This window comes from Bacillus velezensis, assembly GCF_001461825.1.
In the GTDB taxonomy this organism is placed as follows: domain Bacteria; phylum Bacillota; class Bacilli; order Bacillales; family Bacillaceae; genus Bacillus; species Bacillus velezensis.
The window spans coordinates 524626-546848 of sequence record NZ_LLZC01000012.1 but is presented as its reverse complement, the minus strand read 5'-3'; the positions used below and the strand labels follow the sequence as shown (position 1 = coordinate 546848).

Sequence of the window (22223 nt, the reverse complement as noted above, 5' to 3'; positions counted from 1 at the left end):
CAACCCCTATGTTACCACGTTTTGATCTCTTGACAAAATATTTTTTCGATTGGACAATAAAGGAAAACATATCGTAAAGGGGTTTTCTGAATATGAGCCGGCTTGTTGCGCTTTTGATTCTGGTCCTCCCCGGCGCTGTCGCGGCGCTCGGCATTAAGCTGATGAGAGATGCATTATTCGGGCATGTGTTTTCCCCGTTTCCGTCCCTTTTTCTTCAGGGGGCGGCCGGTTTGGCGTTTTTTTTGTTCGGCCTTTATGTTCTGGCCGGGTTTATTTTGTACAGAGATCGGAAACGCAATCAAGTCAGCCCGCGGTTCAGGAAAAAAAAGCTGTAAAAAAAGCCCTTGCAAAAAAAAGGGCTTTTTCAGTCGTCCGGCAGTATCGTTTTGGCAATGGATTGATCCAGTTCTTCATAGTCATCGTAAGCGATCGTTTCATATAATTCTTTTCTCGTCTGCATATCTGAAAGCCCCTCTTTTTGCGAGCCTTCTTCTTTCAGAAGGCGGAAAATACGCTCAAAAGCCTTGGCCGCCGTTCTGAGTGACGTGACCGGGTAAATGACCATCTGACAGCCCATATCGGAAAATTCATCAGCACTGTAATACGGCGTTTTTCCGAATTCAGTCATGTTAGCGAGAATCGGCACACTGATTTGTTTGGAAAACGCTCTGAATTCACTTTCGGATTGGAGCGCTTCCGGAAAAACAGCGTCAGCACCCGCTTTTATATAAGCGGACGCCCTTGTTAATGCCCCCTCCAGCCCTTCCTGCTGTCTGGCGTCTGTTCTCGCAACAACAAGAAGGGTCGGCGCGGCCTGCTTGATCGCTTGGATTTTTTGCGCCATTTCTTCAATCGGCACGAGCTGCTTCCCATTCAGATGTCCGCATTTTTTCGGCAGGCGCTGATCCTCCATCTGGACGGCGGCCGCGCGCGCTTCATACATTTCTTTCGCCGTCCGGGCGGCATTCAGCACTCCTCCGAAACCCGTGTCAATATCGACAAGGACGGGCAGATCAGACGAGCGGACCAGATCTTTAACCCGTTCAGCCATTTCCGCCGACGTGATGATCCCTAAATCGGGCAGCCCTCTGCTCGCCGTGTAAGCCGCGCCTGATAAATAAAGAGCCGAAAACCCCGTTTTCTTGGCGATAAGAGCGGCCATCGCATCGTGAGCGCCGGGGATCTGCAATAGATCCGGCGCTGCCATCAGCGTACGGAACCGCTCTGCAAGCTCCTCTTGAGACGACTGCTTGCTGACGATCCACGTCATGTTTGTCACCCTCCTATTTTATACGAGAAATAAGTCCATAAATTCACTAACGCTGAGCTTCTGCATTCGGCCGCTATGTTCGCAGGCCTCTTCGATTTTTCGCTGCTGCTTCAATGAAAAATGAGTACTGATGTTTGCTGAAAACTTGGCAAGAATCTTCGGAACGGCTTCTTTTCTGCGGAACCGGTGTCCGAGCGGGTATTCACATTCAATCCGTCCCGTAGCCGTGCCGTCTGTAAAATGCACCTGTACGGCATTTGATATGGATCGCTTATTCGGGTCTAAGTAATCTTTTGAGTACGCTTTGTGTTCCGTCACCTCCATTTTGCTCCGCAATGTATCAATTCGCGGGTCAGACGCCGTTTCCTCTTCATAATGATCCGCCGTGATATCTCCGAAAAGCAGCCCGATTGCCGTAATATACTGGAGGCAGTGATCCCGGTCAGCCGGATTGTGAAGCGGCCCTTTTTTATCGATAATCCGGATTGCCGACTCATGGGTCATAATCGTGATCCTATCAATGTCTTCAATGCGGTCTTTCACCTCCGGATGAAGCCGGACCGCGCATTCCGCCGCTGTCTGGGCGTGAAATTCAGCCGGGTAGGATACTTTAAATAAAACATTCTCCATCACATAGGACCCAAGCGGGCGGGCAAGCTTCATTTCCTGCCGGTTAAACAGTACGTCTTGAAATCCCCACCCAGATGCGGTCAGAGCCGTCGGGTACCCCATTTCACCTTTTTGCGCCATAAGGGCCAAATATACGCCTCTGCTCGTCGCGTCGCCGGCCGCCCATGATTTGCGTGATCCGGTGTTCGGCGCATGACGATACGTTCTGAGGCTTGAATTATCAATCCAAGCGTGAGATACGGCGTTATTGATTTCCTCTCTTGAGCCGCCCAGCATTTGTGCGCAAACAGCCGCAGTCGCCACTTTCACAAACAGCACATGGTCAAGCCCCACTCTGTTTAAGCTGTTTTCCAAAGCGAGAATTCCTTGAATTTCGTGCGCTTTGATCATTGCGCAAAGCACATCGCGCACGGTAAGCGGTTCTTTCCCTTCTGAAATCCGCACTCTGGATATATAATCCGCACAAGCCAATATGCCTCCGAGATTGTCAGACGGATGACCCCATTCCGCAGCAAGCCACGTATCATTATAATCGAGCCACCTGTTGATACAGCCGATATTAAAAGCAGCCGTGACCGGGTCTAAAACAAAAGGCGTGCCCGGGACTCTGCTGCCGTTGGGCACGAAGGTTCCCGGGACAATCGGGCCGAGCAGCTTTGTACATTCGGGATAGCTGAGCGCCAAAATTCCGCAGCCTATCGTATCAAGAAGCACATGTCCTGCCGTAGTGAATGCTTCTGAACTGTCAATCTCCTGATGGAGCAAGTAGTCAGAAATCTCTTCGATTACAGCGTCCATTCGGCGGGGTTCTGTCATGTTTTCATCTTCCTTTCTCATCTGTTTACAGACGCGCTCCGGTGTAGCGGACACGCGGGCGGAAAAGCCGGTTTCGGCTGTGCTGTTCAATAACGTGGGCGCACAGTCCGACCGTCCGTGCGCTGAAGAATATAGGCGTGTACAGCGGGATCGGGATGCCGAGCATGTAATAGACCGGCGCTGCGTAGTAATCTAAATTCGGATAAAGACCTTTTTTCTCCCTCATGACGGTTTCGCCGGCTTCACACATATGATAAAGACGGAAATCACCTGAAAGATCAGACAGCTTTTTTAACGCTTCTTTCATCATGAGCGCCCTCGGGTCCATTTTTTTCATGTAGACACGGTGGCCGAAGCCCATGATTTTTTCTTTGTTTGCGAGTTTTTGAGTTAACAATTGTGTAAACCCGTCTGTATCCTTCGCTTCCTCAAGCATGTACATAACCGCTTCGTTCGCGCCGCCGTGAAGGTTTCCCTTAAGCGAGGCGACGGCTCCGGTCAGCGCGCCGTAAATATCCGATTGCGTCGAAGCAATGACACGGGCCGTAAACGTTGAGTTCGGCAATTCATGCTCACTGTATAAAAGAAGCGACCGGTCGAAGATTTCTTCTTCCAAAGATGACGGCGTTTTTCCGGTAATCATATATAAAAAGTTTGCGCTGTATGATAAGGTTCCGACCGGCGCCAAAGGCTCCAGCCCGTTGATGACTCGATAGCTGTTGACCGTCAGATTCGGCATTTTGCCTATCAGTCCGCGTACGCGGTGCTGATTTACGGAAGATGAACGGTCATCGATGTCCTTGTCAAAGCCTCCAAGGGCGGACAAACCCGTCCTCAGTCCGTCCATCGGGTGAGTATGTTCGGGCAGCAGACGGCATATGTGCAAGATTTCCTCGGGAAGATGTCCGCCGCGCCGAACGTCTTCTTCAAGCGCCGCCTTCTCTTTCGCATCAGGAAGTCTGTCTTCCAATAAGAGATGAACAATGTCCATATAGCCGGCCGTTTTAGAAAGCTCAATCAGATCGTGGCCTTTGATTAAAATACTGCCCTGCTGTGTATCCAGGAAAGAAATCCCCGTTTCCACCGCAATGACGCCATCTAAACCGGGAGAATAAGATTCCATGGTTTCGCTCCTTTGCGCACTTTTTATTGAAGAAGATACTTAGAAATAATCAGCCTTTGAATCTCATTGGTTCCTTCATAGATTTGCGTGACTTTCGCATCCCGAAATAAACGCTCCGCGGGATATTCTTTCATATAGCCGTAGCCGCCGTGAATCTGCACAGCCTCCACCGCCGCTTTCATCGCCGCATCGGACGCGAATTGCTTCGCCATAGATGCTTCTTTTCCGCACAGAAGCCCTCGCTGATACAGATCAGCAGCATGATAGACCAATAATTTGGCAGCTTCCGCATTCGTCGCCATGTCAGATAATTTAAATGAAACGGCCTGATTCGAAGCGATGGGTCTGCCGAACTGGCTGCGGGTTTTGGCGTACTCCACCGAGCAGCCGAGCGCCGCTTCGATAATCCCGAGCGCCTGAGCCGCTATGCCGATCCGTCCGACGTCAAGGTTTTTCATGGCGATTGAAAAGCCCTCGCCCTCTTCGCCGAGCCGGTTTTCAATCGGAATTTCCGCTTGGTCAAACTGCAATTCGACAGTATTGGAACCTAACAGTCCGAGCTTTTTTTCTTTTTTTCCGATAGAAAAACCGGGTGTGTTTTTCTCAATGATAAACGCGGAAATTCCCTTTCTCCCTTTACCCGGATCGGTTATGGCGAATGTCAGATACAGATCTGCCGCTCCGCCGTTTGTAATAAAGATTTTTGAACCGTTCAGAATATATGAACCGCCTTTTCGCACGGCCGTTGTTTTCAGGCTTCCCGCATCAGATCCGGATTGAGGCTCAGTAAGCGCAAACGCCCCAATATATTCGCCCGCTGCCAGCTTCGGAATATACGTTTGTTTTTGGGCTTCTGTCCCGAAATGCAAAATCGGGATTGTCCCTACCGATGTGTGGACGGATAAAATGACGCCGACGGCCGCGCTGACTTTTGATATTTCATGAATCGCTAAAATGTAAGATGTTGTATCAGCACCCGCCCCGCCGTAAGCTTCCGGGACGGGAATGCCCATCAATCCCGCTTCGCCCATTTTTTTAATCAGCCGCTCCGGAAATTCATCTGTTGATTCCATGAGCTCAACCATCGGCGCGATTTCCTTGCGGGCAAAATCACGCACCATTTTTCTCATCATGATGTGCTCTTCTGTAAAATGCATGGCTGCCGTCTCCCCTCATGATCTTTACGTCATCTGCCGTACTCATAAAAACCGCGCCCGCTTTTTTTGCCGAGCCAGCCGGCGCTGACATATTTTCTGAGCAGAGGGCATGGGCGGTATTTCGGATCTCCGAGCCCCGCATAGAGAACCTCCATAATGGAAAGGCACGTATCCAGCCCGATGAAGTCAGCTAATGTTAAAGGACCCATCGGATGCCGCATGCCGAGCTTCATCACCTCATCAATCGCTTCCTTTGAAGCTGCTCCTTCGTAAAGGCAATAAACGGCTTCGTTAATCATCGGCATTAATATGCGATTAGATATAAAGCCCGGGAAGTCATTGACTTCGACAGGGGTTTTATTCATCCGGACGGCAAGCTTCTTTACTGTTTCCGCTGTTTCTTCCGATGTGGCGAGTCCTCTGATGACTTCGACAAGCTCCATGACAGGAACCGGATTCATAAAATGCATGCCGATTACTTTTTCAGGCCTTTTTGTGGCCGCGGCAAGCTCCGTAATGGGAAGAGAAGACGTATTGCTTGCCAATACGGCATGCGGGGGACAGATTTTATCTAGTGTGTCAAACAATTCCGCTTTTGCTTTTTTGTTTTCGGCAATGGCTTCAATTACAAAATCAGCATCTCCCGCTTCTCTGAGTTCTGCCGGGGAAATACGGCTGAAAGCGGCATCTGTCTCCTGCTGTGACTTCCGTCCTTTTGCCTGCTCTTTCTCCAGGTTTGCCTTTATGCGGTGAAGACCTTTTGTTACCGTTTCCGGCTCCCAATCGTATAACTTGACGGCAAACCCGGCTTCTGCAGCCGTCTGAGCGATGCCTGCTCCCATCTGACCGGCACCTGCGACCATGATTGTTTTCATCTTCATCCGGCGCTCCCTCCTTTGATCAGTACACCTCCAGCAGGACGGCATCTCCTTGAGCCGCTCCGCTGCATATAGCCGCTATGCCTAAACCTCCTCCGCGACGCTTTAATTCGTATATTAAACTCATGATGATTCTCGCTCCGCTTGCGCCGATCGGGTGGCCGAACGCGATTGCCCCTCCGTTTACATTCACTTTCTCCCAGCTGAACCCGGCTATTTTTTCACTCACGAGCACGACGGACGCAAATGCTTCATTTACTTCAAACAAATCAATATCGTCAACGGACAGTCCGGTTTTTGTCAAGAGCCGGCTGATGGCCTCTCCCGGGGCGCTTGCCAGCTCGGACGCTTCCAGTCCGACTGACGCAAAGCCAAGTATCGCTGCGAGCGGCCTGACATGCTGCTTCGCGGCTTTTTCCTCTGACATCAGCACAAATGCTCCGGCCCCGTCATTTACACCGGGAGCGTTTCCGGCTGTAACCGTTCCGTCGGCTGTAAAAATTGGCTTGAGCGCTGCAAGCTGCTCAAGGCTCGTATCAGGGCGCAGCCCCTCATCCGCTTCAACAGTATGCTGTTTGCCTTTTTTGCCAGTCCAGGTGACAGGGACAATTTCTTCACGCAATTTGCCCGCTTCAGACGCCTCTGCCGCGCGTTTCTGGCTCAAAAGAGCGTAATGATCCTGTTCATCCCGGGAAATGCCGTACTTTTTGGCCGCAGTGCTTCCGTGGACAGCCATATGCACCTGGTCGAACGCACAGGTCAGCCCGTCATGAACCATTAAATCCTGAAACACCCCGTCCCCCATCCTCACACCCCAGCGGCCGGCCGGAATGGCGTACGGAATGTTGCTCATGCTTTCCATTCCGCCTGCAATCAGCACGTCCGCATCTTTCGCCCGGATCATTTGATCACAGATGGTAACGGCTCTGAGCCCTGATGCACAGACCTTATTAATGGTTTCAGCCGGAACGGACCACGGAAGCCCGGCATATCTTGCAGCCTGCCGTGCCGGAATCTGCCCGGCACCCGCCTGGACGACCATTCCCATCACCGCTCCTTCCGCTTCGCTTTCACTGATAGCGGCGCGCTTGATTGCTTCTTTTATGGCAATGCCGCCAAGCTCGGCTGCCTTTACCTCTTTTAATGCGCCGCCGAATTTTCCGAACGGCGTTCTTGCCGCACTGACGATAACCGTTTTTCCCACAATTTTGCCTCACTTTCAACAAGATAAAAGATAACGCTTACACAAAACGCCCTGTTACAATATATGAACCGGCTGACCGCGTTATGATTGCACCGTCTTTTTCCCGCCCATAAAAAAAAGAAGACTGTCTGAACAGTCTTCTCAGCTGCGGCATTCTTCTTTTATAGAAACAGCCAGCTTTGGATAATCGGTAAAAATCGCGTCTGCTCCCGCTTTCATCAGCTGCTTCATATCCTCAGGACGATTGACGGTGAACGGACGGAGCGCCGCTTGGTGTTTTGCAAGATGTTTGATCACTTCAGCGCTCACCGCCGGCGTACCGAGCTTCGGATGATAACCCGAAGCGGGAATGGCTGCAAGATACCGTTCAGGCCGGTACAGCACATCCATCGTCAGCACCGCCCGTTCAATTTCAGGCGCCAGGGCGTGGCAAACCGCGAGACTCTCATGATTAAATGAAGAAAAAATAACGCGCTTTTCCAGTCCGTAATATCTGACTTTTTTAATCACTTCTTCTTCCATTCCTTCGTAACGGAATACACTGTTTTTCAGCTCAATGTTTATCAGAAAATCAGCACGTTCCGCAAAACGCAGCACATCTGACAAAAGCGGAATTCTGACACCTTTAAAAGCATCTTTCCATTTTCCGGCGGCATCGGCGGTTCTGATTTTGTCATACGCCGTATCTTTCACAAATCCTTTCAAAGACGTCGTGCGGTCGAGGGTTTCATCGTGAATGACCACGATGCGGCCGTCTTTTGTCATCTGTACATCAAGTTCAATTCCGTCAGCCCCGTCCTCAATCGCTTTTTTGAACGCGGGCATCGTATTTTCCGGGCAGTCGCCCGACGCCCCCCGGTGGGCAAAAATATTCGTCATATGTGTCACCTCAGGTGTTTGTCATCGGTTTTCTCTATTATAATCGTTATGCACATCAGGAGGGCGCTATTTACACATATTTTATAATTACCGGCCGCTGTAATAGGTTTCGATTCCGTTTACAACGGCGTCCGCGGCGTGCTCTTGTCCGTTATCGCTTTTCAGCTTGTCCGCATCTTGAGGATTTGTGATAAAACCTAATTCAGCCAGCACACTCGGCATCTTTGAATATGTAATGACATAAAAAGGAGCTTCTTTTACGCCTCTGTCCCTCATCCCTAAAGACGTGACAAGCTGCTGCTGGATGTCGGAAGCAAGCCTTTCGCTGTCTGCGCCTTCATATGTCGAATTAAAATACGTTTCCGTGCCCGTTGCCGTTGATACGGCTGAATTCGTATGGAGGCTGACGAATAAATCGGATTGGCTGGCGCTTGCTTTCGCCACCCGCTCGTCCAAACGTAAAAAAGTATCGTCAGTCCTTGAAGCTACAGGTTTTGCGCCTTCTGTCTCCAATTTGGCGATCACCTTGTTTGACACCGCTAAATTGATGTTTTTCTCAAGCAGTCCATTTCCGCCGGCCCCGCTGTCTTCTCCGCCATGTCCGGCATCGATATAAATGGTTTTCCCTTGCAAAGGTTCAGCTGCATAAGCAGACGGCGCAAGCAGAAGCAGAGCGGCACCGAAGGCAGCAGCGCTTTTTGTCAGTAAACCCACGTTTTTTTCCTCCCCGTTTTCACATATCTGTTTCTTTTTTCAGTTCCTCAAGCCGTAATTGTCCGTTGCTCTCTTTTTTATAGGTGATTTGCACCGCCGTATGCTCAGGCAGAGACTGACATTCAAACCGCTTAGCGAAAGGCACCTTCACCTCTTGCCTTTCTCCGTCAATTTCGACCGCGATCGTATCGTTTCCGGCCGCTTTTATAAATGTTCCTTCCTGTGTAAATGACGGCGCCGCATCAGCCTCCGCGGTATACTCGCAGCCTGATAACAGCCATGCGGTGAAGATCAAAAGTATGACAGACTTCACACAGATCACCTCACGTTTTCTCATTCGGCTTTATCTTTGAACAGAATGGCCGATTTGTAAAGGGAGCCTTCATTCCTCCAGCGCTTTTCCATATTTGGAATGAAGGCTATCTGACCTGCTGTTTACCTGAACTTAGAAAGAAAACAAGCTGATCAGTCTATGAAAAAGGTTCTGTCTGAAGGCCGAATATGCAGAATTTAACGGAAACGGACGACTTTCTGTTCATTTTGAAAAAATATCAGATCGGCAAAAAAAAGAGAGCCGCGTCATGCGCTCTCCCGAATAGAAACATTCATATTTATTTTGAGCTTTTCATAAAATGAACGGGACAACTTAAAAGAGCAGCGTATTGGCGGCAATGATGAGAATAATCACTCCGCTCAGCACCGTGCTGAACTGTCCGACGTGAAAAGAACCGATGCGCAATGATGCGGCTTTTTTTCCAAGCGAGCAGCCGACCCATATGGTCAAAAAGCTTCCGACCGCCGCAGTGATGGAAATGGCAGCGGGAGAAAGCCCGATCAACCCCGCGCTTAATCCGTTGGTCAGCGCATTTGCGGATACGGCCACCCCGAGAACCATGGATTCCAATATACCGATTTCTCCCGAACCGTCGGCATCCGCTGCCTCCGGATTTTGCAGCAGACCGGCAAAACGGCCTTTTTTTCCTGACGCGCCAACACGCGCTGTTTTTCTCGGCACAGCCAGCAGAATGATGCGGATACCGATGACAGATAAAATAAACGCCGCCAGCAATACAGGAAGAAAGCCCGGTAAAACGGCTGAAATCCATTTGCCGAAATAAATTCCGATATAACTGAATACAAAACAGATAAAAGCGATCATCATATTCGACGCATGCGATATTTTGATTTTTCTGATGCCGTATGACATCCCCACTCCTAAATTATCAATGCTCGAGGACACTGCCAAACCTAAAATCAATAACCAAGCCATGTTCGTTTCTCTCCATTCTTTGATTTCTTTTCAACATGTTGTGCCGTTGAATCTACACTATCCTATTCAGCCGCACAGAAAAGGTACCTTTTCTGCAAAAATTATTGATTAATGATCATCATTCCGGCGGAAACGAGGTGACACCCTTGACAGAAAATAAAAATAAGACACTGGGGCCCCTTTTAAAATCACTGCTTGATAAGCACTCGCTCTCCATGAGAAAACTCGGCGCCTTAACAAACATTGATACGGCCACCATCTCCCGGATTATAAACGGCAAGCAGAAGGCCAATTTAAAGCATCTTCAGGAATTTTCAAAACATCTCCGCACCCCGCTGGAGGAATTGCTTGAGGCGTCAGGCATAGACATCGGCCATGAAAAAGAAGCTGCGCCGCAAGACCCGATGCACGCGATTCAGGATATGCTGAATATGGCCGAGATGTTTGATCAGCCTTTTTCCCGGGAGCAAATTGAGCGCGAACTGACCAGATATGAACAATATGCCAAAACCCAGCAGGGCCATCGCCTGATTTGCGATGAGTTTCAAAAGAAAATGGACAATGAAGAAAGCGTCGGCCCTTTTATTGATCATTTGAAAAACATGCATCATCAGTATATGGATGAATCAACACCGGCTGAAGACCGCGCGATTCTCGGGAGCGCGCTGCTGTATTATATTTTAGCGACCGACGTCATTCCGGATTACATGTTTCCGATCGGCTACCTGGATGATGCCATCGCCGTTCAAATCGCTTTGAACCGGCTGAAAAAAAAGTAAAGGCGCTTAAAAAAGCGCCCTTTTTGTGTTGAAAAATATGAAACACCGCATTACGGTTTTGTCAAAACAGAGACAGCTGTCATATGATACATCAACCTAACAAAAAGGAGGGTGTCTTCTATGGACAGCAACACAGTTGTGGCAGTGTGCGCTCTGTTAAGTGTTGTGATTCAGATCGGAACGATATTCGCCGCAGGAAAGTGGAAAAAAGAATAAATAAAAACAAATTGACGGTTTTTTCGCACAAGCGTATGCTTATAAATAACCTTGTAAAAGATAAGAAAGAAGATATGCATATGAAAAAAATCATTCTCCTCTTCGCCGCCGCTGTCATATTCAGCTCGATCGGCCATCAAATTTCAGGAGGATATAAAGATCCTGAAAAGGAACGGAGAAAACCGTTTCATTCGTTTAAATGGTTCAGCCGGTCATAACCTCAGGAAGAAGAACAAGCAAAATAATTGCACACAATTAAAACATAAGCTAGAATACGGACGAGTTAAACTCCTAAGGAAGAAGGCGAAATGATGAAGCAAACTTATAAACCGCTGTTTGAACCTTTTACGTTCGAAAGCGGCGTCACCATACCAAACCGTATTTCAGTCGCACCCATGACACACTATTCATCAAATGATGACGGAACGATTTCCGACCGTGAATTAAGCTACATTACTCCCCGTTCAAAAGAAATGGGCATGGTCATTACGGCATGTGCAAACGTAACGCCAGACGGCAAAGCGTTTCCAGGCCAGCCCGGCATCTATGATGATTCTCACATTCCCGGCTTGAAAAAACTCGCTCAGGCGATCCAGTCTCAAGGAGCGAAAGCCGTTGTGCAGATTCACCACGGAGGATTGGAATGCCCTCCTGAACTCGTGCCAAACAACGACGTCGTCAGTCCGAGCGGCTCAGAAGAAGACGGGAGACAAACGTCCCGGGCTCTCACCGAACAAGAAATTGAGCACATCGTGAAAGCATTCGGCGAAGCGACACGCAGAGCGATTGAAGCCGGCTTTGACGGTGTTGAAATTCACGGGGCAAACGGGTACCTGATTCACCAATTTTATTCACCGAAAACAAACCGGCGCACAGACCGCTGGGGCGGAAGCGATGAAAAGCGCCTTGCGTTCCCGCTTGCAGTCGTTAACGCTGTCAAACAGGCAATTGATACACACGCTGAAAATCCATTCGTTCTCGGCTACCGCCTGTCACCGGAAGAGCCGGAAACACCGGGGCTTACAATGAAAGAAACATTCATTCTCGCCGACGCGCTTGCGGAAGAGAACTTGGATTATCTGCATATTTCACTGATGGATGTCAATTCCAAAGCCCGCCGCGGGGCGGATACTTCACGGACCCGGATGGATTTATTAAACGAACGCGTCGGCCATAAAGTGCCGCTGATGGCCGTCGGTTCCATCTATACCGCGGACGAAGCGCTTGCCGTATTAGAAAGCGGAATTCCGCTGGTGGCTCTGGGACGTGTCATTTTGATTAACCCCGAATGGGCGTTACTGGTCAAAGAAGGCCGCGAACAGGAAATCGAAAAAGCCATTCAAGCATCTGAAATTGAGAAATACCGACTTCCTGAACCGTTATGGGAAATGATTCAGAATACAGGCGGCTGGGTGCCGTTTGAAAAGTAGACTAAAAAAACTGCCGGATGTCCGGCAGTTTTTTTGATTCACAAGTTTTTACCGCTTTGTTTACTCCTATTTCTAACACACAGCGTACATATAGTAAATAGATTAATAGAAAGGAGACCGTATATGATGGCTGGTTTTCCTATTACGATTAACAGTCTTTCCGGAAACGGGGTTGTCAATGTCGGCGGTGCGTTTTCGATAAGTCCTTTAACCGTATCAAAAACCGTCTACGGCTCAGGAGGGGGAAATACAGGGTTGGTCCTGCAAATGAATCAATCCAGTACATCTCAATCTTCAAGCTCTCAATACTCTGATCAAAATGTAACGAAAACACTATGACATCCCCATTTCCCTCCCTTTCCGGCTGGCAGCAGCCGGATTCTTTTTGCCGTTTTGTTTAATCTTCTTCCATATCACAGCGTACATATAGTTAGTAGACTGTGAGAGAAAGGAGAAAAAATAGAATGAGCGGTTGCCCGATTACGATAAACAACGTATCAGGAAACGGAGTTGTCAATGTTGGCGGCGCCATATCCATCAGTCCGCTGACTGCATCAAAAACCGTTTTCGGTGCCGGAGGGGGAAATATCGGCATTGTCATTCAAAACAATGCTGTGAGCCACACCAAAATGTTTGAACATCAATTTTCAGATCAGAATATTGTAAAGTCAATTTAAGGGCTGACAAGCAGCCCTTTCAGCATAAATAAAGCAGGCTCACTGATTTCCCGAAAACTAGATTTTTAAACATCAGCGATCACCTTCCCTTGTTTTGAATGATTTCAGTTCAAGATGAATAGAATGCAGATTGAAAGCGAGTACTGAATCTCATTAAGGAAAGAAGGAATCGTGATGAAAAAACTTTGCCGGGAAGTTTGGATTGAAGTTGACCTTGATGCGATAAAAAAGAACGTACGGGCGATCCGCCGCCATATTCCGAATACGTCTAAAATTATGGCCGTCGTAAAAGCGAACGCTTATGGCCACGGGTCTGTGGAAGTAGCGCGGCAGGCACTGGAAAGCGGGGCGAGCGAGCTCGCTGTCGCCAGCGTCGAAGAGGGAATTGTGTTACGGAGAGCGGGAATTACGGCACCTATTCTTGTGCTCGGCTTCACAGCTCTCAGCTGTGTGAAAAAATCTGCCGTTTGGAACATAACATTATCAGCGTTTCAGGTCAGCTGGATCAAAAAAGCGAATCGGATATTGGAAAAAGAAGCAGATTCGAAACGGCTGTCCATTCATATCAATGTGGATACCGGAATGGGCAGGCTGGGTGTGCGTACGGAAGAAGAACTTTTAGCAGTGGTGAAAGCGCTCAAGTCGAGTACATACCTGTCATGGGATGGCATCTTTACACATTTTTCAACAGCGGATGAACCGGACACTGAGCTGACGATGCTGCAGCATGAAAAGTTTATCAGCTTTCTCCGCTTTTTAAAAAATCAGGACATTACGCTACCTACCGTGCATATGTGCAATACAGCCGCCGCTATCGCATTCCCGGAATTCAGCGCCGACATGATCCGTTTAGGCATTGGGTTATATGGTTTATATCCGTCCGCCTCGATAAAGGAACTGAACCTCGTGGATCTCACACCCGCACTAAGTTTAAAGGCGCGTATCGCTTATGTGAAAGCCATGGTGACAGATCCCCGAACCGTCAGTTATGGCGCCACATATATCGCCGAACCGGGTGAAATCATCGCGACGATTCCGATCGGCTATGCTGACGGTTACTCCCGCGCCCTGTCCAACCGCGGGTTTATTCTTCACCGCGGCAGACGGGTGCCGGTGGCGGGGAGAGTGACAATGGATATGATCATGGTCAGTTTAGGTGAGAATGAGGGCAAACAAGGAGAAGAAGTCGTCATCTACGGTAAACAACAAGGAGCCGAGATTTCCGTTGATGAAATTGCCGAAATGCTCGGTACGATCAGCTACGAAGTCTTATCTGTGTTAAGCCGCCGCGTCCCCCGCTTTTATTTCAGAGACGGCAAAATCATTAAAATATCAGCTCCGGTATTATATGTGTAGACGTCATAGACCCCGCATTTATGTATAAAACAAGTACCGGCGTGGGTGATTCCTATTGTTTTCGTCAGCAAAATTTCAAAACGCCTTCTCTTCCGCGTTCATGCACGGAAAAGAAGGCGCGAAAAAGACATTTAGCCAAAAGCTTTGTTACGAAGCTTTATGCTCCAATCTCAGCTTGTCAGCAACCATCGCGATGAATTCTGAATTGGTTGGTTTTGCTTTTGTCATGCTTACCGTATATCCGAACAGTGAAGAAATGGAATCAATATTTCCCCTGCTCCATGCGACTTCAATGGCGTGGCGGATGGCCCGTTCTACACGGCTTGCGGTCGTGTTGAATTTTTTGGCGATGTCGGGATAAAGGACTTTTGTGATGCTGCCGAGGAGTTCAATATCGTTATACACCATGGAAATGGCTTCACGCAAATAAAGATAGCCTTTGATATGGGCAGGCACACCGATCTCATGGATAATGCTTGTAATGCTGGCATCGAGATTTTTCCGCTTCGGCTCCGGCTGGCTGCGGATAATGCTGCTTTGCGCGGACGGCGCACGGTGTGTGACACTGCTGACATTTCCGCTTACCTGGCGGATATGGCCGACAAGGTTTTCCATATCAAACGGCTTCAGGATGAAATAGGACGCGCCTAAATCGACGGCTTTTTTCGTAACGTCTTCCTGACCGAATGCCGTCAGCATGATGACGTTCGGCTGCTTCTCGAGCTCTGATTCCCGCAGACGCTCCAAAACCGCAAGTCCGTCCAGATGCGGCATGATAATGTCTAAAACGAGTACATCAGGATTCTTATCTTTAAACAAAGAAAGACATTCCTGTCCGTTATAAGCAACGCCGATCACTTCCATATCATCCTGTCCCTCTATATATTCACTCAACAGGCTTACAAGCTCTCGATTATCATCAGCAACACAAACTTTAATTTTCTCCACGTTTCTTCCTCCCCCAATGTATTAACAGGACGCAACCCATTTGACTGCTACATGTTACATTCGACAAAACCACTACTTCCCCTTTTAAAAAATCCATATTTACCAATAATAGTGGTATATCTTTGTTTTTCTAGCATTTTCTAGGTTTTTCGACTAAAAATTAAGTTTGACAAATCAGGAAACGTGAATTTGTCGAAAAATCTTCATGTCTTATTTTACATGAATCCAGGAAAGAAGTGAAGAACGCATCACATAAAAAAACTGCCGGATCATCCGGCAGTCAGCTTGCTTTGTCTTTCCCGTAAACATCAACACCCGCTTCAGGCAGCATCCATTCGATATGAACGCCGTAGCCGCTTGTCGGATCATTGACAAATACGTGGGTTACGGCTCCGACGACCTTTCCGTTCTGGATGATCGGGCTTCCGCTCATCCCCTGAACGATTCCGCCGGTTCTTTTCAGCAGTTTCGGATCTGTCACTTTCAACACCATTCCCTTTGTCGCCGGGAATTTTTGCGGCGTGGTGCTGACGATTTCAATATCAAATTTCTCTACTTTATCGTTTTCAATAACCGTCAGCATTTGCGCAGGTCCTTTTTTCACTTCATTTGACAAAGCAATCGGAAGCGCTTTGTCGGAAATGTTGTTTTTAATCGGCTGATGCAATGTCCCGAAAATGCCGAACGGGCTGTTGCGGTTAATATCGCCGATCGTTTTCCGTTCTGACGAAAACCTTGCCAGTTTTTCGCCGGGATTGCCGCCTTTTCCTTTTTCAATCGATGTTACAGTTGAACGGACGATTTCTCCGTCTTCTACAACAATCGGTTTTTTTGTATCCATATCAGAGATGACGTGGCCCAATGCGCCGTATTTTTTTGTTTTCGGTTCAAAAAATGTCATGGTGCCGATGCCGGCTGCCGAATCGCGGATATAAAGGCCGATTCGATATTTCCCCTCGGCTTCGTCCTTTGTCGGAATCAGCTTTGTTTTGATTTTTTGCTTATCGCGTTTCACCAATAAATCCAAAGATTCACCGGTTTTGCCCGCTTTTTGAATAAACGGGGCGATATCGCTCATTTTTTCAATTTTATGTCCGTTCATTTTAATAATGATGTCGCCAGATTCAATTCCCGCTTGTTCTCCCGGAGACTTTTTCCCATCCTTTGTCATCACCTGGTGAAAGCCGACGACCAAAACACCGACTGAATGCAGTTTTACACCGATGGACTGTCCGCCCGGAATGACCTTCAATTCTGGAAGGACACGCACTTTCGTTTTTTTAATGGGAAACCCGGCAAGATCATATACTACTTCTGACCGGCCTTGTGTTTGCCCTGTTATGTTTGCATGGCCGTGCTCTTCTTTCAGCGTAAAGGCTTCTGATAATTCGCCCTTTTCAGCGCTTATTGATGCATTGACCGGAACGGCTTGTGTCTGGTTTTCAAAGACGCTCATTTCTGACGGTATCAGTAAATATTCTTTAAACGGCTTAAAAAAGCCTACACTTAGTAAAGAAACAAGGAGAATTACACCTATTGCTTTCCTCATGTTATCGTGCATTCATTCCTTCACTCTCCTCGCTCCTATCCCACACCACTTTCTTTTTCTGCTACATCTATACTTTTGCCTTCCTGCGCTTGATTTATAACCGGCATACGAAGAAAAACATTGGATACACTGTTAGAGAAATGGAACAAAAAAATAAGCTGCCTGTATCAGCAGCTTATCCTGTCGTTTTTACCTGTCCGGCCTGTTTTAAAAGCTCTTGTGCATGCCGTTTTGTCAGATCGGTCACTTCAACGCCCGCAATCATGCGGCCGATTTCCGCTACCTTGTCCTGTTTGGAAAGCGGTGTGACATGCGTTGTCGTCCGGCCGTCTTTGAATTCTTTTGCGATCAGAAGGTGCGTATCCGCCATGGCGGCAACCTGCGGCAGGTGTGTAATGCAGAGCACCTGTGAACCGGTCGATACTTTATGGATTTTTTCCGCGATGGCTTGGGCAACCCGCCCGCTTACACCGGTGTCCACTTCGTCAAAGATGATGGAGGTGACATCCTGCTGGGAAGAAAAAATACTCTTCATCGCCAGCATCACCCGTGAAAGCTCGCCTCCGGAAGCGACCTTTGACAGCGGTTTTAAAGGCTCACCGGTGTTTGTTGAAATTAAAAACTTCACAAGGTCAATCCCCTTTTGGGTAAGCTGCACGGGCTGCCCGTTAACAACCGGCGCTTCACTTGCTGACGGATCGGTTTTCACGAGAAATTCCGTATCAAACGTTGATTTGCCCATATACAGACTTTTTAATTCCTGATGAATCGCTTCCGCCAGTTTCTTAGCCCAAGCTTTTCTGATTTTTGATAAATTGGCGGCTTCTACGGCCACATCTTTGCCGACCGACTCCAGTTCCTTCTTCAGCGCTTCAAGGTGGCTGTCGCGGTTCTCGATTTGATCGATTTCCTCTTCTATTTTGGAGCCGTATTCCAAAATGTCTTCTACCGTCGCTCCGTATTTGCGCTTCAGCTGTTTAATCTCGTTTAAACGGGTTTCAATAAAATTCAGCCGTTCCGGGTCATATTCCAGATCATCTAACAGATTGCGCATCTGAAAGGTGGCATCCTCCAGCAGATAATAGGAACTTGACACGCTTTCTGACAGCTTTTGCAGCGGTTCATTGATATCCGAAATATCTTCAAGCTGGGCAGAGGCCATTCCGACCCAGTCAAGCCCCCCCTGCTCGCTGCGGAGCGCATTATAGGCGTTTTGCAATGATTCATAAATTTTTTCAAAGTTGGATATCTGCTTCCGCTCTTCCTGAAGAAGCTCGTCTTCATTCAATTCAAGCTTCGCCGACTCGATTTCTTCAAGCTGAAATTGAATCAGGTCTAACCGATGCGCCATTTCCTGCTCGCTTTCTGACAGCTTCTTCACTTTTTTGAGCAGCTTCATATAACGCTCATAGCCTTCATGGTAAGCCTGAAGCGCGGATTCGGCCTCAGCGCCCGCAAACCTGTCCAACAGCTCTAAGTGTTTATCGTCCTCCATTAACAGCTGGTTATCATGCTGTCCGTGAATATCTAATAAAAGTCTGCCGATTTCCCTTAAAGCCGCAATCGTCACTAATTTTCCGTTGACACGGCAGACGCTTTTTCCTCCGGCATTGATGTCCCTTCTCATGACAATCATGTCGTCAGATGCGTCTATTCCCTGCTCACGGCATACTTCAAACACGGGATGACCGCTGTCCAATAGAAACAGTCCTTCAAGCTCGGCCTTTGTTTCACCGTAACGGACAAATTCAGACGAGCCGCGGCCGCCGACTAATAGGGAAACGGCGTCTATAATAATTGACTTGCCGGCCCCTGTTTCTCCCGTCAGGACGGTGAGCCCCCGCTCAAACGAAATCGTCAGTTCCTCTATAATGGCAAAGTTTTTTATTGATAGTTCAGCTAACAAACAGCATTCCACCTTTTATCTGATAATTACGCTACAGCAGCTCCAAAAGACGGCTTTGTACGCCTTCTGTATCTTCAGGCGTCCTGCAGATGATTAAAATTGTGTCATCTCCGCAGATCGTGCCCATGATTTCTTCCCATTCGAGATTATCCATCAGAGCGCCGATTGCCTGAGCATTCCCCGGCATCGTTTTTAATACGATCATATGGCTTGCTGAGTCAATTTTTACGAACGCATCCATTAATGAACGCTTCAGTTTTGACAGCGGATTGAACCGCTGATCCGCCGGCAGGCTGTATTTGTAGGAGCCGTTGTTCGTCGGCACCTTTACGAGATGCAGCTCTTTAATGTCTCTGGAAACAGTCGCCTGGGTTACCTTATATCCTTCTTCTCTCAGCATGTCAACTAAGTCATCCTGTGTTTCAATCTCATGGCTTGTAATAAGCTCTCTGATTTTTATATGCCTTTGGCCTTTTGTCATGTAAGCACCTCTGTTTTCAAGCTGTTCTTGTCATTATGTTAACCGCTTCTTGATAAAAAGTACATGATGGCAGAAAAAAGGAATAATAGCCCCCTATTATTCCGGTACATCTGTCTTTTTGGCTTTTAATGTTTCATGTGCTTCGCGGACTGTACGGAGAATGTCTTCTTCCGGCAGTTCAGCGCCGTTTCCGTCTTCTCCGCCCCATTCCAAATGAAGCAGAAACTCAATATTGCCGTCTCCCCCTGTAATCGGTGAGAAGGACAGTCCTTTCACTGTATATCCTTCAGAAGCGGCAAATTGATTCATGCGGCGGAGAACGTCAGTATGAACGTCTGGATCTCTGACAATGCCTTTTTTTCCGACGGATTCCCGTCCGGCTTCAAATTGCGGCTTCACCAGTGCGATACAATCGCTCCCCGGTACAAGCAGCGTTTTTAAAACCGGCAGAATGAGGCGGAGTGAGATGAAAGAAACATCGATTGTCGCAAATTCCGGCAAACCCTCTGTGAAATCGGAAGGCTCGGAATAGCGGAAATTCGTCCGTTCCATGACGACGACCCTCTCGTCCTGTCTGAGCTTCCAAGCAAGCTGATTATAGCCGACATCCACAGCGTAGGACCGCTCGGCTCCGTTTTGGAGGGCGCAATCCGTGAATCCCCCTGTAGACGAGCCGATGTCAATCATCGTTTTGCCTTTTACCGAGACGGGAAACACTTCCAAGGCTTTTTCAAGCTTTAATCCGCCTCTGCTGACGTATTTAAGAGGGTTTCCTTTTACCGTTAACGGAAGATCCCGGGCGATTTTTTCACCCGGTTTGTCCAATCGGTTTTCATTTGAGTACACGATGCCCGCCATAATGGCGCGTTTCGCTTTTTCCCGCGTTTCCGCAAGGCCTTTTTCTACAAGAAGTACATCTAATCGTTCTTTTTTTGCTGTCATGATCCAATTCCTTTATGTGTCTTCGGCGGCATCAGCAGTTTTATCCGGTTCATAACCTCAGCCTTCGTGAGACCGATTTCTTCAAGCAGGGCGGTTACGCTGCCGTGTTCAATAAACCGATCTGGGATGCCCATTCTGTCAATCGGTGTATGATACATGCCGAGGTCATGAGCGAATTCAAGAATCGTGCTGCCGAATCCGCCTTCAAGCACGGCTTCTTCTATCGTTAAAATCGGCAGACCTTCATTAAGAATGGCCTTCATCATTTGTTTATCAATCGGTTTTATGAACCGCGCATTCACGACACGCACGGACAGGCCTTCTTTTTGCAGTTCTTCAGCCGCTTCCAGCGCCATTTCAATGGTCGTACCGAATGTTAAAATGACCGCGTCTTTTCCGGGACGGAGCACTTCCCATGTTCCGATCGGAATGGTTTTCAGCTCTTTATCCATCTTTACGCCGAGCCCGTTTCCGCGCGGGAAGCGCATCGCGATCGGACCTTCCTCATAATTAAGGGCTGTATTGACCATATGGCGGCCTTCATTTTCATCCTTCGGCATCATTAAAACGAGGTTTGGTATATGCCGCAAAAAGGCGATGTCAAAGACGCCTTGATGTGTCTCCCCGTCAGCGCCGACCAAACCGGCGCGGTCAATGCCGATAAATACATTCGCGTTTTGACGGCAGATGTCATGGACGACCTGATCGTACGCCCGCTGCAAAAAGGTCGAATAAATCGCAAGAAACGGCTTCATGCCTTGGAGCGCCATTCCAGCCGCCATCGTCGCCGCATGCTGTTCTGCGATTCCGACATCAAACATGCGTTCAGGAAATTCTTTCGCAAACCCTTCCAGTTTAGAGCCGACCGGCATGGCCGGTGTAATCGCGACAATTCTGTCATCCTCACGCGCCAGCTCCTGCACGGTGCCGCTGACAAGTCCGCTCCATGAAGGCGCCGCGGCTTTCGGCTTGACGAAATCACCCGTATTGATTTTATACGGACCCGTTCCGTGCCATGTGCCGATTGTGTCGGTCTCAGCCGGTTTATAGCCTTTGCCCTTTTTCGTAATGACATGTAACAGGACAGGGCCTTTCGTTTTTTTGGCGTATTGCAGGTTTTCAAACAGTTCGTGGTAGGAATGACCGTCAACCGGGCCTAAATACGTAAAGCCCAGCTCTTCAAAAAACATGCCTGACACAAGCATATATTTCAAACTGTCTTTTATCCGTTCCGCTGTGGCGGCCAATTTTCCGCCGACGGCCGGGATGCGCTTAAATAAATATTCAAGCTCGTCTTTTACCCATTGATATTTGCCGGCCGTGCGAAGCCGTCCAAGCATAGAATGAATCGCCCCGACATTCGGCGCAATGCTCATCTCATTATCATTCAGGATGACGATCATATCTTTTTTCTCATCACCGATATGGTTCAGCGCTTCAAGCGCCATTCCTCCGGTTAAAGCGCCGTCTCCGATAATCGGGATGATATATTCTTTCGATCCTTTAATATCACGGGCGGCAGCCATTCCCATCGCGCCTGAGAGCGAGGTTGAACTGTGGCCTGTTTCCCATACGTCATGTTCGCTTTCGCTGCGTTTCGGGAAACCGCAAAGCCCTTTATATTGGCGCAAGGTTTCAAACTCCTTGCCGCGTCCGGTTAACAGTTTATGAACATAGGACTGATGTCCGACATCCCATAAAAATTTATCTTTCGGACTGTCAAATTCTTTGTGAAGCGCAATTGTCAGCTCGACAACCCCGAGGTTCGGCCCGATATGGCCGCCAGAGGCAGATAGCGATGTGATGAGGAAATTGCGGATCTCCTCACTCAGCTCTTCCAGCTGTTCAATTGACATCTTTTTAAGAAATGACGGGTCCTGTATTGATAAAAGATCCAAAGCGGATCAACTCACTTTCAGCATGAATTTCTGGAAATTAAACAGTGTCTTTTTGAAAAAAGAAAAAGACTCCCTTTGTATTTTCATCGAAACTGCTTAC

23 protein-coding genes are annotated in these 22223 nt (G+C 48.2%); 7 read left to right on the top strand and 16 right to left on the bottom strand.

The annotated features are described in order from the left end of the window. The first annotated feature begins 92 nt into the window (after window positions 1-92). On the top strand, window positions 93-335 hold the full coding sequence (locus AR442_RS06970) for a DUF2627 domain-containing protein (RefSeq protein ID WP_014418340.1): 243 nt from the start codon (window positions 93-95) through the stop codon (window positions 333-335). Window positions 336-364: 29 nt separating this feature from the next. On the opposite strand, the gene prpB is transcribed toward AR442_RS06970, so the two are convergent. From prpB to ytaF, 10 genes are all read right to left on the bottom strand, one after another. Next, window positions 365-1270 carry a methylisocitrate lyase gene (prpB, locus tag AR442_RS06965; RefSeq protein ID WP_014418341.1) on the bottom strand — a complete coding sequence of 302 codons (906 nt, stop codon included), beginning with the start codon at window positions 1268-1270 and terminating at the stop codon, window positions 365-367. Between the two features lie 18 nt (window positions 1271-1288). Next, window positions 1289-2716 (bottom strand): bifunctional 2-methylcitrate dehydratase/aconitate hydratase, encoded by a 1428-nt coding sequence (locus AR442_RS06960; RefSeq protein WP_014418342.1) that lies wholly within the window; start codon window positions 2714-2716, stop codon window positions 1289-1291. 25 nt (window positions 2717-2741) lie between these two features. After that, window positions 2742-3839 (bottom strand): citrate synthase, encoded by a 1098-nt coding sequence (gene mmgD / locus AR442_RS06955; protein ID WP_007408375.1) that lies wholly within the window; start codon window positions 3837-3839, stop codon window positions 2742-2744. A 23-nt stretch (window positions 3840-3862) separates the two neighbouring features. Next, window positions 3863-4996 carry an acyl-CoA dehydrogenase gene (locus AR442_RS06950; protein ID WP_053284916.1) on the bottom strand — a complete coding sequence of 378 codons (1134 nt, stop codon included), beginning with the start codon at window positions 4994-4996 and terminating at the stop codon, window positions 3863-3865. A gap of 29 nt (window positions 4997-5025) precedes the next feature. Next, window positions 5026-5877 carry a 3-hydroxybutyryl-CoA dehydrogenase gene (locus AR442_RS06945; RefSeq protein ID WP_038461523.1) on the bottom strand — a complete coding sequence of 284 codons (852 nt, stop codon included), beginning with the start codon at window positions 5875-5877 and terminating at the stop codon, window positions 5026-5028. Between the two features lie 19 nt (window positions 5878-5896). Beyond that, on the bottom strand, window positions 5897-7078 hold the full coding sequence (locus tag AR442_RS06940; protein WP_053284917.1) for an acetyl-CoA C-acetyltransferase: 1182 nt from the start codon (window positions 7076-7078) through the stop codon (window positions 5897-5899). Window positions 7079-7219: 141 nt separating this feature from the next. Further along, a complete protein-coding gene (locus AR442_RS06935; protein ID WP_015240188.1) occupies window positions 7220-7957 on the bottom strand; it encodes a glycerophosphodiester phosphodiesterase in 738 nt (245 codons plus the stop codon). An 87-nt stretch (window positions 7958-8044) separates the two neighbouring features. Further along, window positions 8045-8671: an N-acetylmuramoyl-L-alanine amidase family protein gene (locus AR442_RS06930; protein ID WP_029973894.1), complete on the bottom strand. Its 627-nt coding sequence runs from the start codon at window positions 8669-8671 to the stop codon at window positions 8045-8047. 19 nt (window positions 8672-8690) lie between these two features. Next, a complete protein-coding gene (locus AR442_RS06925) occupies window positions 8691-9008 on the bottom strand; it encodes a hypothetical protein (protein WP_014721488.1) in 318 nt (105 codons plus the stop codon). Between the two features lie 309 nt (window positions 9009-9317). Further along, window positions 9318-9941, bottom strand: a complete 624-nt coding sequence (gene ytaF / locus AR442_RS06920; protein WP_017418120.1) for a sporulation membrane protein YtaF — start codon at window positions 9939-9941, stop codon at window positions 9318-9320. A 146-nt stretch (window positions 9942-10087) separates the two neighbouring features. Between ytaF and AR442_RS06915 the strand changes: the two genes are divergently transcribed. The 6 genes from AR442_RS06915 (at window position 10088) to alr (ending at window position 14399) form a co-directional block, all read left to right on the top strand. Beyond that, a complete protein-coding gene (locus tag AR442_RS06915) occupies window positions 10088-10720 on the top strand; it encodes a helix-turn-helix domain-containing protein (RefSeq protein WP_014418348.1) in 633 nt (210 codons plus the stop codon). Window positions 10721-11016: 296 nt separating this feature from the next. Then, window positions 11017-11154 (top strand): hypothetical protein, encoded by a 138-nt coding sequence (locus tag AR442_RS20620; protein WP_014470646.1) that lies wholly within the window; start codon window positions 11017-11019, stop codon window positions 11152-11154. A 93-nt stretch (window positions 11155-11247) separates the two neighbouring features. Next, window positions 11248-12366, top strand: coding sequence for an NADH-dependent flavin oxidoreductase (locus tag AR442_RS06905; RefSeq protein WP_038461838.1), 1119 nt, complete (start codon window positions 11248-11250; stop codon window positions 12364-12366). Window positions 12367-12492: 126 nt separating this feature from the next. Continuing rightward, window positions 12493-12705: a spore germination protein gene (locus tag AR442_RS06900; protein WP_029973891.1), complete on the top strand. Its 213-nt coding sequence runs from the start codon at window positions 12493-12495 to the stop codon at window positions 12703-12705. Between the two features lie 125 nt (window positions 12706-12830). Then, a complete protein-coding gene (locus AR442_RS06895) occupies window positions 12831-13043 on the top strand; it encodes a spore germination protein (protein ID WP_014418351.1) in 213 nt (70 codons plus the stop codon). A gap of 174 nt (window positions 13044-13217) precedes the next feature. Beyond that, window positions 13218-14399 (top strand): alanine racemase, encoded by a 1182-nt coding sequence (alr, locus tag AR442_RS06890; RefSeq protein WP_021494302.1) that lies wholly within the window; start codon window positions 13218-13220, stop codon window positions 14397-14399. 147 nt (window positions 14400-14546) lie between these two features. On the opposite strand, the gene spo0A is transcribed toward alr, so the two are convergent. The 6 genes from spo0A to dxs all read right to left on the bottom strand — a co-directional run bounded on the left by spo0A (window position 14547) and on the right by dxs (window position 22123). Beyond that, window positions 14547-15347, bottom strand: a complete 801-nt coding sequence (spo0A, locus tag AR442_RS06885) for a sporulation transcription factor Spo0A (RefSeq protein WP_003153177.1) — start codon at window positions 15345-15347, stop codon at window positions 14547-14549. A 280-nt stretch (window positions 15348-15627) separates the two neighbouring features. After that, complete coding sequence (gene spoIVB / locus AR442_RS06880) at window positions 15628-16908, bottom strand: SpoIVB peptidase (protein ID WP_038461527.1); 1281 nt, start codon at window positions 16906-16908, stop codon at window positions 15628-15630. A gap of 163 nt (window positions 16909-17071) precedes the next feature. Beyond that, complete coding sequence (gene recN / locus AR442_RS06875; protein WP_007408359.1) at window positions 17072-18802, bottom strand: DNA repair protein RecN; 1731 nt, start codon at window positions 18800-18802, stop codon at window positions 17072-17074. A 31-nt stretch (window positions 18803-18833) separates the two neighbouring features. Next, on the bottom strand, window positions 18834-19283 hold the full coding sequence (gene ahrC, locus AR442_RS06870; RefSeq protein WP_003153173.1) for a transcriptional regulator AhrC/ArgR: 450 nt from the start codon (window positions 19281-19283) through the stop codon (window positions 18834-18836). A gap of 96 nt (window positions 19284-19379) precedes the next feature. Beyond that, the gene (locus tag AR442_RS06865) at window positions 19380-20225 is read right to left on the bottom strand and encodes a TlyA family RNA methyltransferase (RefSeq protein ID WP_021494303.1); all 846 of its coding nucleotides are present in this window, start codon (window positions 20223-20225) and stop codon (window positions 19380-19382) included. Beyond that, window positions 20222-22123, bottom strand: a complete 1902-nt coding sequence (dxs, locus tag AR442_RS06860) for a 1-deoxy-D-xylulose-5-phosphate synthase (protein ID WP_021494304.1) — start codon at window positions 22121-22123, stop codon at window positions 20222-20224. The genes AR442_RS06865 and dxs overlap by 4 nt, the downstream gene beginning before the upstream one ends. Between the last annotated feature and the right edge of the window lie 100 nt (window positions 22124-22223).